The 15,831-nt window shown below is 53.2% G+C and carries 15 protein-coding genes and 1 tRNA gene; 6 read left to right on the forward strand and 10 right to left on the reverse strand.

What is annotated here, in order from left to right; all coding sequences use genetic code 11:
• Positions 1 to 43 precede the first annotated feature (43 nt).
• Together VF639_RS00825 and VF639_RS00830 are read right to left on the reverse strand one after the other, a co-directional pair.
• The gene (locus VF639_RS00825) at positions 44 to 721 is read right to left on the reverse strand and encodes an ABC transporter ATP-binding protein (RefSeq protein WP_331144002.1); all 678 of its coding nucleotides are present in this window, start codon (positions 719 to 721) and stop codon (positions 44 to 46) included.
• Between the two features lie 231 nt (positions 722 to 952).
• On the reverse strand, positions 953 to 2,212 hold the full coding sequence (locus VF639_RS00830; RefSeq protein WP_331144003.1) for an efflux RND transporter periplasmic adaptor subunit: 1,260 nt from the start codon (positions 2,210 to 2,212) through the stop codon (positions 953 to 955).
• Between the two features lie 311 nt (positions 2,213 to 2,523).
• On the opposite strand from VF639_RS00830, the gene VF639_RS00835 reads away from it, so the two are divergent.
• A complete protein-coding gene (locus tag VF639_RS00835; protein WP_331144004.1) occupies positions 2,524 to 3,903 on the forward strand; it encodes a sigma-54-dependent transcriptional regulator in 1,380 nt (459 codons plus the stop codon).
• Positions 3,893 to 5,245 (forward strand): sensor histidine kinase, encoded by a 1,353-nt coding sequence (locus tag VF639_RS00840; RefSeq protein WP_331144005.1) that lies wholly within the window; start codon positions 3,893 to 3,895, stop codon positions 5,243 to 5,245. Before VF639_RS00835 ends, VF639_RS00840 begins: the two co-directional genes overlap by 11 nt.
• 399 nt (positions 5,246 to 5,644) lie before the next feature.
• On the opposite strand, the gene VF639_RS00845 is transcribed toward VF639_RS00840, so the two are convergent.
• The 6 genes from VF639_RS00845 to VF639_RS00865 all read right to left on the reverse strand — a co-directional run bounded on the left by VF639_RS00845 (position 5,645) and on the right by VF639_RS00865 (position 9,613).
• Complete coding sequence (locus VF639_RS00845) at positions 5,645 to 5,920, reverse strand: hypothetical protein (protein ID WP_331144006.1); 276 nt, start codon at positions 5,918 to 5,920, stop codon at positions 5,645 to 5,647.
• A gap of 303 nt (positions 5,921 to 6,223) precedes the next feature.
• Positions 6,224 to 6,418 carry a transposase gene (locus tag VF639_RS00850; protein WP_331144007.1) on the reverse strand — a complete coding sequence of 65 codons (195 nt, stop codon included), beginning with the start codon at positions 6,416 to 6,418 and terminating at the stop codon, positions 6,224 to 6,226.
• Positions 6,419 to 6,619: 201 nt separating this feature from the next.
• Positions 6,620 to 8,392, reverse strand: a complete 1,773-nt coding sequence (locus VF639_RS00855) for a DUF2326 domain-containing protein (RefSeq protein ID WP_331144008.1) — start codon at positions 8,390 to 8,392, stop codon at positions 6,620 to 6,622.
• Positions 8,382 to 8,630 (reverse strand): ABC-three component system middle component 6, encoded by a 249-nt coding sequence (locus tag VF639_RS25300; RefSeq protein WP_414654643.1) that lies wholly within the window; start codon positions 8,628 to 8,630, stop codon positions 8,382 to 8,384. Before VF639_RS25300 ends, VF639_RS00855 begins: the two co-directional genes overlap by 11 nt.
• Complete coding sequence (locus tag VF639_RS00860; protein ID WP_331144009.1) at positions 8,627 to 9,163, reverse strand: ABC-three component system protein; 537 nt, start codon at positions 9,161 to 9,163, stop codon at positions 8,627 to 8,629. The genes VF639_RS25300 and VF639_RS00860 overlap by 4 nt, the downstream gene beginning before the upstream one ends.
• A 377-nt stretch (positions 9,164 to 9,540) precedes the next feature.
• Positions 9,541 to 9,613 (reverse strand) — tRNA-Gly (locus VF639_RS00865).
• A 161-nt stretch (positions 9,614 to 9,774) separates the two neighbouring features.
• On the opposite strand from VF639_RS00865, the gene VF639_RS00870 reads away from it, so the two are divergent.
• The 3 genes from VF639_RS00870 to VF639_RS00880 all read left to right on the forward strand — a co-directional run bounded on the left by VF639_RS00870 (position 9,775) and on the right by VF639_RS00880 (position 11,792).
• Positions 9,775 to 10,008 (forward strand): hypothetical protein, encoded by a 234-nt coding sequence (locus VF639_RS00870; RefSeq protein WP_331144010.1) that lies wholly within the window; start codon positions 9,775 to 9,777, stop codon positions 10,006 to 10,008.
• Between the two features lie 60 nt (positions 10,009 to 10,068).
• Positions 10,069 to 10,605 (forward strand): GNAT family N-acetyltransferase, encoded by a 537-nt coding sequence (locus VF639_RS00875; RefSeq protein WP_331144011.1) that lies wholly within the window; start codon positions 10,069 to 10,071, stop codon positions 10,603 to 10,605.
• A 119-nt stretch (positions 10,606 to 10,724) separates the two neighbouring features.
• A complete protein-coding gene (locus VF639_RS00880) occupies positions 10,725 to 11,792 on the forward strand; it encodes a hypothetical protein (RefSeq protein WP_331144012.1) in 1,068 nt (355 codons plus the stop codon).
• Positions 11,793 to 11,896: 104 nt separating this feature from the next.
• Here VF639_RS00880 and VF639_RS00885 read toward each other — a convergent pair whose 3' ends face one another.
• Together VF639_RS00885 and VF639_RS00890 are read right to left on the reverse strand one after the other, a co-directional pair.
• Positions 11,897 to 14,185, reverse strand: a complete 2,289-nt coding sequence (locus tag VF639_RS00885; protein ID WP_331144013.1) for a B12-binding domain-containing radical SAM protein — start codon at positions 14,183 to 14,185, stop codon at positions 11,897 to 11,899.
• A gap of 173 nt (positions 14,186 to 14,358) precedes the next feature.
• Positions 14,359 to 14,931 carry an AraC family transcriptional regulator gene (locus tag VF639_RS00890; RefSeq protein ID WP_331144014.1) on the reverse strand — a complete coding sequence of 191 codons (573 nt, stop codon included), beginning with the start codon at positions 14,929 to 14,931 and terminating at the stop codon, positions 14,359 to 14,361.
• Positions 14,932 to 15,436: 505 nt separating this feature from the next.
• Between VF639_RS00890 and VF639_RS00895 the strand changes: the two genes are divergently transcribed.
• Complete coding sequence (locus tag VF639_RS00895; RefSeq protein WP_331144015.1) at positions 15,437 to 15,715, forward strand: hypothetical protein; 279 nt, start codon at positions 15,437 to 15,439, stop codon at positions 15,713 to 15,715.
• Positions 15,716 to 15,831 lie beyond the last annotated feature (116 nt).

Raw genomic sequence — 15,831 nt, forward strand, 5'->3', positions numbered from 1 at the left:
ACAGGGAGTACTTCGGGACGCAATTCGTTGGAGTGAGGCGGCGCTACACGCGCACATTTTCCAGCACCACTTGCCCGTCGAGCAGCCGGATGACGCGGTGGGCGTAGCGGGCGTCGTGCTCGGAGTGCGTCACCATGACGATGGTGGTGCCGGCCTCGTTTAGCTCGGTGAGCAGCTCCATCACTTCGTTGCCGTTGCGCGAGTCGAGGTTGCCGGTGGGTTCGTCGGCCAGAATCAGGCGGGGGCTGTTGACCACGGCCCGGGCCACGGCCACGCGCTGCTGCTGACCGCCCGAGAGCTGCTGCGGGAAGTGGTTGCGGCGGTGCATGATCTGCATCTTCTCCAGCACCCGCTCCACTTTCTGCTTGCGCTCCGCCGCCGATACGCTTAAATAAATCAGCGGCAGCTCCACGTTTTCGGCCACCGTCAGCTCCTCAATCAGGTTGAAGCTCTGGAACACGAACCCGATGTGCTCTTTGCGCAGTTGCGCACGGCGGCGCTCCGTGGATCGGGCTACTTCCACCCCGGCAAAGTGAAAACTGCCGCCGTCGGGCTCATCGAGCAGCCCCACAATGTTGAGCAGCGTGGATTTGCCGCAGCCCGAAGGCCCCATGATGGCCACGAATTCGCCTTCGTTCACGACCAACGACACGTCGTTGAGCGCCTTGGTTTGCACTTCCTCGGTGCGGTAAATCTTCTCGAGCTTTTCGATTTTAATCATGGGAGTAGGAGGGAGGGAAAGAATGCGAAACCCAAGCGGTAAAATATTTCAATCAGTTAGGTTCGAAAAAGACCATCATACCGGGCCGGATCGAGGCGGGCTCCCCGGAGTTGCAGCTCGCAGGGGGCATTTGAAGCCAGCACTCACCTCTGGTATCGGACGTGCCTCGTCTCCGGCGCGTAAGCCGGTTGGCCCGGCATGACGGCTTTTTCGGGTTGTTGTCAGAACCGACTATTCTTGTTTGGCCGTCAGCGTCAGCTCGCCCATGTTGTCGTAGCCTTCGTAGCTGGACGTTACCACCCGGTCGCCGGGCTTGAGGCCTTCCAGCACTTCGTAGTAATCGGGGTTCTGGCGGCCTAGGCGGATGTCGGCTTTGTAGGCTTTAGTGCCGTTTTCGCTGACTTTGAAAATCCAGTTGCCACCGGTTTTCTGGTTGAAGCCCCCACGGGGTACGCGCACGGCCTGCGTTTGGTCGCTCAGCGCCAGCCGTACCGGCACCGACTGGCCCTGGCGAATGTCGGGGGGCGTGGCGCCGCTGAATTCTAGGTCCACTTGCAAGCCTTTGGTTACTTGTGGGAAAATTTTCGTTACGCTCAGCTCGTAGCGCTTGCCGTTTAGGGTCACTTCGGCTTTCTGCCCGGCAAAAATCCGCGAGATATAGTATTGGTCGACGGTGGTGCGCACCTTCAGGCCCGTGAGCATGTCGAGCTGCCCGATGCGCTGGCCGCGGGTTTTCAGTTCTCCAATCTCGGCGTTCAACGACGTGATGCGCCCGGCCGCTGGCGCTTTTATGGTCAGGTCGTCGAGCTTGTGGCGCATCAAGGCCAGGTTGCTTTGCATGCGCCCCACCGACTGCTGCATCTGCCCAATTTGCTGGCCCATCGTCAACGAATCTTGGCGCAGCGCCTGGCGGGTGAGCTGCTGGCGACGCTGCTGGTAGCGGTAGTTGTTTTCGCTTTGGGTGAACTCCTGTTGGGCAATTACTTTCTGCTCGTAGAGCGAGCGGTTCAGCTCGTAGAGGCGCTTGGCTTCGCGTAGCTGGTATTCGATGTCGGCGAGCTGATTGAGCTGCTGGATACGGTTTTGCTGGAGCAGGTTGCGCGTGTTGTGCAGGTTGTTCATCAGGTCGAACACGGCCGTTTCGCGGTTTACCATTTCCAGCTGCAAGTCGGTGTTGGCGAGTTGAATGATAGGCTGGCCGGGTTGCAGCGTCGCGCCGTCTTCCACCAGAATAGTTTGCACGGTACCTCCTTCCGGGGCGTCGAGGTAAATGGTTTTGATGGGCATCACGGCACCATCTACCGACACGAATTCCTGAAACGGCCCACGCGTTACTGCGCTGATGGTCAGCCGCTCCGGATCCACGTTCAGCTTGGCCGGGCCAGCCGCCGTCAGTAAGCTAGCCGCCAACAGTGCCAGCAACAGCGCCACGGCGCCTAGCAGCAGCAGCCGGCCAGTAGTCCAGGTTTTCTTTTGAATAGGTACGTCCATACGCTTGGTTGCATTCGCTAAGTCCCGGCAAATGCTTGTGCCAATACTATCCGAAGAACAATGCCAGTCTGTTAAAACATTGATTTTCAGCAGATTGTATAAAAGTATGTGGCTGCCCTCGTCAAAACCGTCCGCTTTTGATACATGAAGTGTTCGGTACCGATACAACCGTACGGGGCTGGCCCCGTCAAAACTTCTATTTCAAGCGCTGGAAGCAGCTTTTCGGAAAATAGTATAGTTTATGATAGGGATTTCGCAGCTTCGCTTCTCAGAGCGTCATCAGCTTCTATTCGATTATTGCGGCAACTTCCATGGTCCTGAAAAAAGCACGCGTTTTAGTGGTCGACGACGAAACGGACGTATTGTTCGCTATGCGCCTACTGCTCAAAACCGAAGTGCAGGAAGTGGTGACCGAAAAGAATCCGGAATTGCTGTTGTCGCTGCTAAGCAAGCAGCGCTTCGACGTGATTTTTCTGGATATGAACTATAAAAGCACGTTGGGCAGCGGCAACGAAGGTTTGTACTGGCTCGGCCGCATCCGCGAAAAAGACCCCAACGCCACCGTCATCATGATTACGGCCCACGGCGAAGTCAGCACGGCCGTGCGCTCCCTCAAAGCCGGCGCCACCGACTTTATCGTTAAGCCCTGGCACAACGCGCAACTGCTCGAAACCCTGAACGCGGCCCTGCAACAGCGCACTGCGGCCGGCAAAGTTGCTACCGTCAGCAGCCCGCCGCGCCGCGCCGGCACTTTCGCTGAGTTCGATTTGCTCGGCGAGTCGGAGGCCATGCAGGAGGTGTTTCATAAGATCGAGAAAGTAGCGCCCACCGAAGCCAATGTGCTGTTGTTAGGTGAAAACGGCACTGGCAAAGAGCTAGTAGCCAAAGCTCTGCACCAAAAATCTTTCCGCGCTGCCAAACCCTTCGTTACGGCCGATTTGGCGGCCATGAGTGAAGGCGTTTTCGAGAGTGAGCTATTCGGCCATAAAAAGGGCGCCTTCACCGATGCCCGCGAAGACCGTCTCGGCCGGTTTGAAGCGGCCACCAGCGGCACCCTGTTCCTCGACGAAATCGGCAATATCTCGCTGGCGCAGCAAGCCAAGCTACTCACGGCTCTGCAAAACCGCCACGTAATTCCGGTGGGCAGCAACAAGCCCGTGCCCGTCGATATTCGGTTGGTATCGGCTACCAACGCGCCGCTCTACGAGCTGGCCGCCCACAACCAGTTTCGCAAAGACCTTATTTACCGCCTCAACACCGTCGAAATTACGCTGCCGCCGCTCCGGGCGCGCGGCGATGATGTGCTGTTGCTGGCCCGCCACTTTGCCGAACTCTACGCCACCCGCAACCGCAAGCCTACGCCCACCTTCGAGCCGGCAACGCTTCAGAAGCTGCAGCAGCATAGTTGGCCCGGCAACGTGCGCGAATTACAGCACGCCGTCGAGCGGGCCATCATCTTGGCCGAAGGCAACGTGCTGCGTCCGCAAGATTTTCACTTCTCGGACCTGGAAGTTCTGGCTGCCGGAAGTACGCCACTTCCCCTTGAGGGTCCGCTGCAACTCAGTGAAATAGAGCGCACCACGATTATGCGCGTCATCGAGCGGCACAACGGCAACATCACCAAGGCCGCCAAAGAGCTTGGCCTCACGCGCACCGCGCTCTACCGTCGCCTCGAAAAGCATGATCTTTAAGCGGCTGGAAATAGGCGTTCTGCTCCGGCTGTCAGGGCTGCTGGCTTTGCTTTGCGCTATCGTATACGCCGGGCAGCACGGCTACCACGCGCTGCTGCTCGGGGCGGTTTTGCTGCTCGGGCTAGCCGTATGGGAGCTAGCGCGGCACGTCACACGCCACAACCGGGCCCTGGCCGATTTCCTGCTGGCTGTTAAGTACCGCGACTTCGCGCAGCATTACAACGAGGCCCATCCCAACCACGCCCTGCGGCCGCTGCATGCAGCTTTCAATCAACTCAACGCCACGTTCCGCCAGCTCAGCGCCGAGCGCGAAGCCCAGTTCACCTACCTGCAAACAGTGTTGCAGCTCATCGACACTGGCATTATTTCCTATGACGCCGCCGGCCAGGTGGAGTGGGTGAACGAGGCGTTCAAGCAGACGTTGGAGCTGCCTTATCTGAAAAACATTCAAACCCTGCAAAAGCGCATACCAGTGCTATACGAGGCTATTCAGCAGTTGCAGCCTAGCACGCCAATGGTAGTTAAGCTCACGGTTGGCTCCCAAACCATACAGCTGTTGCTGTCGGCTACCACGTTCAAGCTGCAAAGCCGCCAGTTCACGCTGGTAGCATTCAAGAACGTCGGTGCTACCCTCGACGAAACCGAGACGGCCGCCTGGCAGAAGCTGCTGCGCGTGATGACTCACGAAATCATGAACTCGGTGGCCCCCATTGCTTCCCTGGCCGATACTTTGCGCCGCCACCTGCGCCATGAGCTAGAGCAGGTGCCTGAGCCGCCACACTCCGAACGCGCCCTACTCGACGACGTAGCCGAGGGCATGGCCATCATCCAGAGCCGCAGCGAAGGGCTGCTCCGTTTTGCGCGGGTGTACCGCGACCTAAGCACCATCAGCGCCCCGCTCCTAACCACAGTATACGTGCAAGAGTTGTTCAACAGCATCCGCGGCCTGATGACCACCCAGCTCCAGCAAGACGGCATTGAGCTGCTGACGCTGGTAGAGCCGGCTGGTTTAGAGCTGCAAGCCGATAGCCAGCTCATGGAGCAGGTACTTATCAACCTCGTGCTCAACGCCGCGTACGCCGTGCACCAGCGTCCGCACCCCTATATCCAGCTCCGCGCCCGCCAGCCGGAGCCTGGCCGCGTGGTTATCGAAGTAACTGACAACGGCACCGGCATCCCCGTAGACCTGCTCGACAGCATCTTCATTCCCTTCTTCACCACCCGCAAAAACGGCACAGGCATTGGGTTGAGCCTCGCCAAGCAGATCATGCACCTGCACCGCGGCAGCATCAAAGTGCATTCAACCGAAGGCGAGGGCACCGTTTTTAGGTTGGAATTTTGATTGAGGTGCGCGGCTTTGTCATTGCTTGAAGTATGCCCCTGGTGTTCTACAGCTACGAGCGTAGTGACGGATAACTGGAATCAGGAACCCATGCATTGCCGCTGCTGACTGACGCCGAACCAGGAACACTCGGTACTGAGGGGCTAGCAGTAGGCGCCAGACAGCTCTTCAAATCAGTCGGATTCGATGCAGAATCATTTAAATGAAACAGGAGTAAGCTACCAGCTCCTTGAGCATAAAAAAGCCGCCCTGCTCAGAAGAATCCAAGCAGGACGACAAGTGCCTATTCAGGGCGCTAAGAGCCTATCCGAGCAGGGAATGTCGGAATGACAATACCTTTTGCCTAGCTGGATAGCCTCTAAGTGCGGAGTGCCAGCCGGAACATACGCTGCTGGCAGCCTAGTCACCTTGGCCCTGGCGGGTGCTGCCTTTGTCGCTAGGCGCATTCAAACCGGTGCCGCTTTCCATGTCGCCGGCTACCCGACTCTTCATGTTTTCATCGGTTGCTATGTGCGGTTGGCTGGCTTGGCCTGGCAAGCCACTGCGCACCGACCGGTCGTGTTCGATAGAGCCCGCATGCTGCGCCTGCTCCGACGATTGGTTGCTGATTTTGGGGTTAGCGTTTGGGCCAGCCTTGGGGTCGTGTTGGCTACGTTTTCCAGATTGCTTAGACATAGTCGCAGGTAGTAATGGTGGTGGGAAAGTGACCGCCAAGCGGCCGAACGAATGGCTGGCTCCAACAATAGTTACCGAGGCGAGCCGGTTATTGGTACGCCGTTCCCCACCCTCAGTTGCGCGGGCCGCAACAAAAAAGTTGAATGGACTCTTCTGGTGTTACGTGCTGCTGTTCAGCTATATGTGAGTTGGATTCGGCAGCGTAACTCTCCCAAGTAGTAGCACAGTCATATTAGCGCGTAGAATAAGCTAGCCACTTATGCAAAAGATCGACCTACATCAACGAGAGCCTAAGGTAATTAGTCAATGCGCTGGATTCTGCTCGGTTAAAGTCTGGCGTCGCCAGCGGCCGAACAACGCGGGCGAGAGGCCCTTGGCACGGGCTACGTCGGTTTGTCGCGTTCCGGCCGCCACTTGGCGCACGCACTCGGCTTTAAAAGCTGGTATGTATTTCTTACGGGTGGCAGGCAGGCCACCAACTAGTTCCTTCTCGGTCATGGCAGTGGAAGTTAAGACTTCTCACTGTCCGTTTATGCTAGACCACCTCATAGAGAGTCTAATAGCAGCTTAGGTTGTTCCGATCTTTATACGCGAGTCTAATATAAAACACTAATTAATTGAGGGATCATAGAATCTGACATAACATTAAAAAACCCAACTGTTAGGTTGGGTTTTTTAATGTTAATAAGCCGCTAAACATTAGAAAGAAGTTTCAAAAAGTTTTCCTTCATCAGAACTGTCATATAATCGAAGTATGATATCTTTATCTTCAAATAATCCTCCGTAAGGTTCTTCCCCAGCTGGAATGTCATCCTCAATAACAGTTAGTATGTATTGAATGTTGAATTCATCGCAGAGACGTTTTGCTAATTCTACAAACAGTCGCTTTTTTCGATTGTCTAGACCTTCTAATACACCGTCATGATATGCAAAACGAAAGAAAGAATTTGGTCTATATGTTATTATCACGGCTAAATCAAAACAGGCGCACAAAAGCTTTTTATAGGAAAAACCTTCAGCTTTGGAAGTGACTTCACTTGCTTGTTCATCCATTATTTCCGCTTTAAAATCTACATTCCCGTTAGCGTTCACTGCTAAAGAAATGAGAGCATAAGCATTAATAACATCGTGCACAAACGTTCGGAAACGTCTTCGTATTAGCGAATAATTGCTGTTACGCTCAGCTAGTTGTTCAACTATGAGGCTCTTTACCTCTTTAAGCTCGCCCTTAAGAGAATCAATTTGTCTTGTAATCCCGCTGACAATGTCGAGCTGATTTCTTTGTTCCTGAAGCTTTGCTAATTCAGCTTCAATTGCAGCTAGAGATTTTTGATAGCTCTTGTATTTACTAAACGATTTTGTGGTACCTATCTCAATGAGTACCCCAGCACGACGAGCGTCTAAGTCAGCAAGCTCAGTCATTACCTTGCTGAGCTTATCTTGTAGGCGTTGTAATTGTCTTTGTAAATACTCATTGCGCTCAACTGTAATATTGTAGTTGAACTGTTCTAGGTCCTCATATTCCTTTTTTAAAGCCTTAGGGAAATAGAGCTTTACCTCATTGAATAAGGCTTCTAATTCGCCAGTATTAAAAGAGGAATGGCTTTTTAAAGACTGTTCAACTCTTTCAATTTCATATCTAATATTATAGCTGCTAAGATTCAGTTCAGCAATTCTTGATTCTATATCGTCAGCTTTAAGAATCTTTTTATTATCAGACTCATGAAATGAAAAGGCTTCTAGCTGTGCTGTAATGGCTTGTTTTTCTTCAGTTCTTAATTCTATTATCCCATTGATTTTGTCGATTTGTGAGCTAGCTATATTAAACTTGTCGCCAACATCACCTACTATTTTTACAAGCCCAGCTATTTCAGTTTCTAGATTGTATTTTCTGGTAATGTTTATTGGGTTGAATCCTAATAATTCGAAAATAAAAGGTTTCCAGTCTTTGTGATTTCCACTACCAAACTTTTGAAGTTGAAATACGTCGCGGTAATCACTTTGCCCTCTTAGAAAATACGTTATGCTTTTACGATAAGTAAACGTTGTAGCTATGTTAAAGCCCAGTAGTCTATTTAGCTCTTGCTTTGCTTTAGCAATAGGTACACTCCCTAAGTCCCAATCATCAACAGAAATGTTATCTTGTAGAGGTTGAGATGATACTCGAAAGCTGATCTTAGTGTCAGCTGTGACCGAACGGCCAATAACTAAAAACTGTTCACTATTTAGTTGAATTTCAAGGAAAAACGAATAAGGAGCAAAAAATTGATGCTTTCTTAAAAAATGAGATTTATCAATCTCTTTTAGCAGCATAAAGTCAATGACTTCGATTAGTGTTGATTTTCCAACACCATGAGTATCAACGTTACTATTTTCTTTGCTACGCGCACTAGCTAATACAACGTTGAAACCATCGTTGAATACTACAGCCTTAAATTTTCCGTCTGAAGCAAATAAGCGCTTAAGCTTCATGGTTGGTTAGTTCTATCAAGTCCCCTTCTTTATTGTACTCAAGCCTTTCAACTAAATACAAAAAGCCTAGAGATAGTGGGAAGACGTACTTAGCACGTTCAAGTTGGCCGTCATGAGTGACAATATTAAAAAGCTCGTCATATGCTAAAGCATGAGAGTTTTTTAACGCATGTATTATCATCCCTGCTACATTAAGCAGGGAGTAATCTAAGTCTAAGAGTTTATGTGGCGTTATCACTTGGTTTTTCCTATGTCACAGGTGAAATACATGTAGTCTAGGAACACAGATACCAGCAGCATGCTTACACCTCTGTGGTGTTTGCATTGTTTATATATATCCTGCGCTAAGTGTTCCATAACTTCGTCAAAGCTTGAGAAATGCTTGCGATTTGCTATGATTCTAGTCTTTAGTACAAGGACCGTTTCTTGATACTTTTTTCTTAAGCTTTGGTTTTTATGGTCAACTAAAAAAATGCGTATTTGGTCGAGATAGGGCATTAATCTATCTGTGAGACATTCAAAATACTCATCAGTAAGGCCGTTCAACTCGTTTTTAACAGCCTTATCTATGTTGACCAAGTCTTCCAATCTAGTTGCTGCCTCATCTAGGTTGTCTGAGAAGCACTCGATAACATGTCGTAAATCCTCCGGATCAAACTGGAGTGGATGAGGAGGAGGCAACACCTGAACGCTAACATTCGCGTTTGGGGCTGCATTTATGTTGTTTGACCCTATATTGGTCTGGTGCGTAGAGTCGAACAGCTTAGCCATTGTTGGGCTTTGTTCCGTCGTTACGGTCCCGGCCTACGTAGCCGCCAGTAGCATTCACATTGCCGTAGCCTATGTTGCTTTGGACTTTTGTTTTTCTTATGCTATTAACCTCTCTCACTGCATAAATGCTTAAGAAAAAGGATACTACGCTAAGACCATCTGCTAAGTCGCTAAGAGTTACATTCATAGTTAAATGTCAAGTTAATACTAGAAAAGTGCTTTAGATTTGAACGAATATACGAGCATTGTTCATGACATGCTGGGCATAGATGAGTATACCTAAAAAAGAATGATACTTGCTGCATAGTAGGCACCACGGCAGGCACCAAAATCAAATCAGCCACCCAGACGTGTGTCTAAGTGGCTGATTTACAATGAGCGAGAAACGAGGTTCGAACTCGCGACCCTCAGCTTGGGAAGCTGATGCTCTACCAACTGAGCTACTCTCGCGGGACTTGGTGAAACAAAAATACGTTGTGAAAACCAATTTGCAACCTAGAACGGTTACTTGACGATAGATCTTTCTCCCTTAGGGAATTCAGCGACACGTTTACTAGTTTAAACTTGTCGGCTTCTTCGGTCCGACCGCTCTGCACACCAATTTCGTTTCTATGGCTCCGCTTCCTCCCGTTACACGCCGTCTCGTGGGTCGTTTAAATATGCTAGCTGGTTTCATGCTACTCACCGCACTAGCTTTGCGCATAGGGATAACCTACTATTTGTACAAGCAAACGGGTATTGCCGCGCTTTACAACCGGGAACTGATTTTTAGTTTGTTGCTACTGGTTGGAGGCGTGCTGTTGTTGCGCTTTGGCTGGAGCATGGCAAGGCGCAGCCGAGTGTAGAGAAATGGTTGAAGGCAGCCAACACAATGGGTGAAGTGCCTTGCGTAGATTTGCGTCATTATGTCGTCTCCTCTCCTTATCACCGTTGCCCGCCGTAGCGCAGCCACGGCAGCCCAACTTGCCGCACTAGGGCACCAAACCTTTCACGATACATTTGCAGCCGACAACCGTCCGGAAGATATAGCAGCTTATTTGGCCGCTAGTTTCAGCCCGGAAAAGCAGCTGGCCGAGTTAGAGGATGCCGACACAGTGTTTTTGCTGGCCCGCATGCAGCAAGAGTTGGTAGGATACGCCAAGCTGCGCTTCAACTCCCTGTTGGGCCTGGAACCCGGTAAGGCCCCCGACCAGCGTCTGGAAATCGAGCGGTTGTATGTGCGCGAGGATTGGATAGGTACGGGTTTAGGCGCTTCCCTGATGCGGCGCAGTATCGAAGAAGCCCGGCAGAAGGAGTGCCGCTCGGTGGTGCTCGGGGTATGGGAAAAGAACAGCCGGGCCATCGAGTTTTACCGCCGCTCCGGATTCAAGGTTATCGGGCAGCACGAGTTTCTGCTTGGTTCCGATGTGCAGATTGATCTGATTATGCGCAAGGGTTTGTAGCGCGCTGCTACCTTGCTGCCAGAGCCAACTTGACTGGCAAAGCCAAGTTTCACTTCCGGCTTTACCTTTGGGAGTTGTATCATCCTGCTGTTTGCGTGAGAAATACCTGTTCCATTCTTGTGTCGGCTTGGTGCCATCAGGGGATCTGGTGGTCATTGGTGGCTATGTTGCTGGCGAGTTGCTCCCTCGATTCAGAGCGGAAAGCGGTGGTGGCATTGCCCACGGGCCACTACGAAGGACCCATCAGCTACCAGGGTACCGAGCTATTAGCCGTGCTGGATCTGCGGGAAAGCAAGCCCGGCCAACTAGAGGCCGACCTGCATTTCCCTGGACTAAGAGGTCTGGATTTTCCGGCCGTCAACTTAAGCTATACCGAACCACAGCTTCGTTTCGAAGAGCCCGCACAGCCTGGCGGCGTCCAGGTTACGGCCGTCCGGGAAGGTGATTTTCTGCGGGGTGTCTTCACGCTGGATAGCGTTAGGGCCGACTTCGTGTGGGTGCGGCGCGGTCAGCCAGAGCCGCGCGCCTACCAAGAAAAGCAGCTGCCGCAGCAAACTACTTTGGGCCTGCCTCCGCTCACGCTGCTCGTGCCCAATGATACCGTTGCGCGGCATGCTGCCGTAGCGCTTTTCGCAGATGCCAGCCACCAAGCTGCCGCTACCGCCCGGGCCGGCCAACTAGCGCAGCAAGGATTTGTTGCTACCGTTGTAGCCATAAGCCAAACCGCACTTCCTGATTCTGCCGCGCTACGTAGAGCTACGGCCGTGCTGACAGCCCTGCGTCGTGCCCCGGCCGCCGATACCACGCAAATTGGGTTGTGGGTTTACGGGGCTACTGCGGCGGCCGTCACTCCGGCTGTTACCATGATGGCTCCGCAAGCGGCTTTTGTGGTGCTGGAAAACGTGCCGGTTGCGTCAGTTGACCAGGCCAAGCCGTTCCAGGCGCTCAACCGCCGGCGCATACCCGTGTTAGCACTGTATGCGGCGGCTGACACGTCATTGAATGTGAAAGAAAGTACGCGGCGTCTGCGCAATGCCTTAGGCTTCCGGCGGAATACGCTTATCCGGACCTTTCTGAAGGCTAACAGCAACTTCCGCGTGCCCGGTGGCCTGACCGAAGATGGAAAGTGGAGTTGGCCCCGGCCAGCTGCTGGTTATGTGGAAGCAATCCAAGAATGGCGTAAGTAACCCTAGGTTTCTGCTTGGAAGGCCGTCGTTGAAGTCAACCAACCAGTGTAGAGGCGTCTTTGCAGCAAAGTCAGCTACTTAACTTATCGTTGCGAGCTGCTACGCTATAGTACCAGAAGGCCCTTCTCCCGCAGCAACTGCCACGCCGACGACTCCAGGAGCTGCTGGAAAGACTGGCCGCCGGTCGGGAAAGTGCGTGCGGCGTCCTTTAGCAGTAGCTTGGTGTCGTAGTCCTGCGTCAGATTTGTGAGGAGCTTTTGCAGCCAAAGGCCGAGCACTGCCGGTACGGTCACCTCGAAATCTTCGGCCTGCTCGTAAAATGTAAGCACGGCCTGCGGGCCTTTTTTGCCGGCTTCCTGCCGAAGTTCTGGCGTGTTGCCTAGCCAAAACAACCGTTGATTTTGCTTGGCAAAATCAGGTTTGCCGGGTTCCTGCAGCGCCTGCTGAACAAGTTGGCGCGAAACGGTGGTTTTGGGTACGCGGAAATCGAACCAGAAGCTAAGCGGCTCGTGCAGGGCTACCCCATGCAGGTAGTTGTAAAGTGCTTTGGCCAGACCCGCCCCAAACTGTTCGTGGTCGGTGCCCGTGGGGTCTTCGTGCCACAGGTCGTTCCAGGCAAAAGGGCCCGGCTCGGGGCCAATGGGCACCACCTGATACTTCCCCGGATTTTTGCCGACTGGCGAGTGGGCCGTCATCGAGAAGCGGTGCCAATAGCCGCTCTGCACAATGCCCGCCGCAAACAGCTGCCGCACCACTTCCAGACTGTCCACGGTTTCTTGCGTGGTTTGGGTGGGAAAGCCGTACATCAAATACGCGTGCACCATAATGCCGGCTTGGGTGAAGCCATCCGTCACGCGGGCCACCTGCGCAATCGTAACGCCCTTTTCCATCAAGGCCAATAGTCTGTCGGAAGCCACCTCCAGCCCGCCCGACACGGCAATACAGCCCGAAGCCGCCAACAGCCGGCACAAGTCGGGAGTGAAGGTTTTCTCGAAGCGGATGTTGCCCCACCACGTAATACTGACGCGCCGCTTAAGCAACTCTACCGCCAAGTCACGAAGCGCCAGGGGCGGGGCCGCCTCATCCACGAAGTGAAAGCCAGTTTGCCCGGTCTGCGCGATAATTTGCTCGATACGGTCGACTAGCAGAGCGGCTGGGGCCGTTTCGTAGCGCGAGATATAGTCCAGGGTTACGTCACAAAACGAGCAGCGCTTCCAGTAGCAGCCGTGCGCCACCGTGAGCTTGTTCCAGCGCCCGTCGCTCCAGAGGCGGTGCATCGGATTCAGCACCTCAATCACCGACAAGTACTCGCTCAGCGGCAAGTCCGAATAATCGGGTGTGCCTACCTCCGGGTGCGGAATATCAGGATGAGGATGGTTGATATACTCCACCTTCCCGAAGGCGTTGCGTAGGAAGGTTCGTTGAAGGGTTTGAGTTGTTAGCTGATGGCTGTTAGCTAGTAGCGGTTGTTCTGTCAGGGTTGAAGTAGCCCCTGCTTGCGCAACTTCGACAGAAGCGAGAGAAGCTAATGGCTGGCAGCTAACAGCTAACAGCTCAAGTAAGCGCAGCCACGGCCCTTCTCCGTCATCGAGAGTCAGATAGTCGATGTAATCGAAAAAGCGGGGCTCCTGAATCTGGCGCAATTCGGTGTTGGGGTAGCCGCCACCCATCAGGGTTTTGGTGGCAGGACTGATTTCTTTCAGGCGGCCTGCTAGCCGGAGCGCTCCGTAGAGGTTGCCGGGAAAAGGCACCGTGAAACCTACTACATCGGGCTGCACGCGGGTTACCAGCTCGTCCAGCAACTCCAGCAGCATCCGGTCGAGCAGGTTGGGCGCGGCTTGCAGGGCCTCGTGCATCGCATCAAACGTAGTAGCCGACATTGCCAGTTTCTCTGCATAGCGCGAAAAGCCGAACTGCGGCCCGACCGTTTCCTTGATCAAGTCGCCAAGGTCTTCCAGGTAGAGCGTGGCTAAGTGACGGGCCTGATCGGTGAGACCCATACTGCCGAAGGCGGTTTCCAGGTCGGCCACGTTGTCGAAACGGCTGGCTTCAGGCAAAAACCGGCTGTGACAAATGCGTGGAGCTAAGGTGTTGTCCTTGTTTTGCAGGAAGCGAACAACCGGCCCAATGGTGCTTAGGTAGCTGCGGTGCAGCCGTAGCATCCGGCGAGTATTGTCGCTCAACTCGAAATTGCCAGCTTCTATTTCAGTGAATACCCGCCGCAGTCCGTTTTCGGAAAACAGCTTCAGCACCAACTCCAGCCCCAAATCAGCCTGTGTGACGTTGTGGTAGCCGCGCTTACCCAAGAAGCCCTTCAAGTAAGCCGTGGCCGGGTAGGGCGTGTTCAGCTGCGTGAGGGGCGGCGTAACGAGCAGGATGCGGAGTGAAGACACAAGAGCACAACAAGAAAGCGAGTCGCAAAGATACGGCTCGGCAAAACGTTGCCACGCGTCAGTCCGTTCCCTATTCGTAGCAGTAAGGAAGCCCGGCAACGGCAGCACCTAAAAAGAACAGCCCGGCTTCCTTAATGGAAACCGGGCTGTCTGTTATAATTTAACTAGTAAACCTAGGCCAGTTGGTCGAGTGACAAACGCTTAGGCATTATGTCGCGGCGGAATTCGCTCACAGAACTGCCTGTAACTTGGCGGAACTGGTTGCTTAGGTGCTGGCCGCTGCTGTAACGCATCTGGTCGGCAATTTCGCTCAAGGTCATTTCGCCGTAGCTCAGCATTTCTTTCACCTGTTCGATTTTCAACCGAATCAGATATTTTTCGATGGTGAGGTTGGCCGTGCGTGAAAACACCTTGCTCAGGTGAGAATAGGTAGCCGCAAAACGGTCAGTGAGGAAAGCCGAAGTGGTGAGGGGCATCCGGGCCGTGCGCAGGTGTTCCAGGTACTCGGCCAAGGCGGCCTTGATCTGCTCAGTCATTTGTTCGGCCCGTCCCATAAGTACGTCAAAACCAGCTTCACGTAAGATAGGCGCCACAGCAGCAGGGTCGGCAGGAGTATCCTTGTCAAGTTGGGCATGGCCCAAAGTTACCTCCGTCGGGTGGTAGCCAGCTTGTTCGAGTAGGTTGCGGACGGCTTCCACGCAGCGTGGGCAAACCATGTTCTTAATATGGAGCAGTGTTGTTTTCACGGTTTATGGATTGATTATTTAGTATGACCAGATACTGTACGCACAGGCTTACGAACGGTTGCCGAAGAAGAGGCCGTTCGGGGCTTACGAGTAAGCGGGACGCTAGTTTCACTTGATTTACCGCGTAACCACCGGTCGGCTGCCCAACTTACAAAGGGAACTACCCCCAGAAATGTTACGGACAAGAGCCAGAAAAATACGAAAAAAGCTCCAGTGATCCGGCCGAAGAATTTGTCTTCGAAGCCGAATAGAAAAGACACCAGCGCGAAGGCCAGCCCGAAGCTTACGGCAGTTAAAATAGCAGCCCGCCGCAACAGGGGCTGGTAGTTGAAAGGAAGGGAAACACGACGGCTCATAAAATAACAGCAAAGAGAACAAATATACCGCTTCTGCTACAGGTCGGTTCGGATCAGCTTCGGTTGCCGGTAACGATGCCTCCGCTTTATCGTATCATTGGCAGACGAATTATCTTTCCGTCACACTGCTACTCCACTTTCTCTCCGCCATGAAATATTCTTCGACGCCTCGCCTACTGGTTGCCGCCGCTCTATTGGCCACCGCTTCCCTTACTGCCTGCAACACCGGCAACGACACCGGGGATACCAATGTGGAGCGCGACTCCTACAAGGACAACGACTCCAACGACATGCAGTCTTCGGCGGCTAACAGCGACTCCTCCACTTCTGGCCTCCAGCGCGATACCACCCATGCCCCGAGCACCCGCCAAGTCTACGAAGGTGCCGCCGACCGCATAGACCGCAACAACGACGGTATTGCCGATTAGGCAGTCGAAGTTGTTTCACTTATACAGCAATGGCCGGTTCCGCTACGGAATCGGCCATTGCTGTATTTAAAGGTATGCCTAGCTTCCAAAATGATACAGTGCTTTTGTCGGCCTAC

Origin of the sequence: Hymenobacter sp., assembly GCF_036387835.1 — a bacterium.
Classification (GTDB): Bacteria; Bacteroidota; Bacteroidia; order Cytophagales; family Hymenobacteraceae; genus Hymenobacter.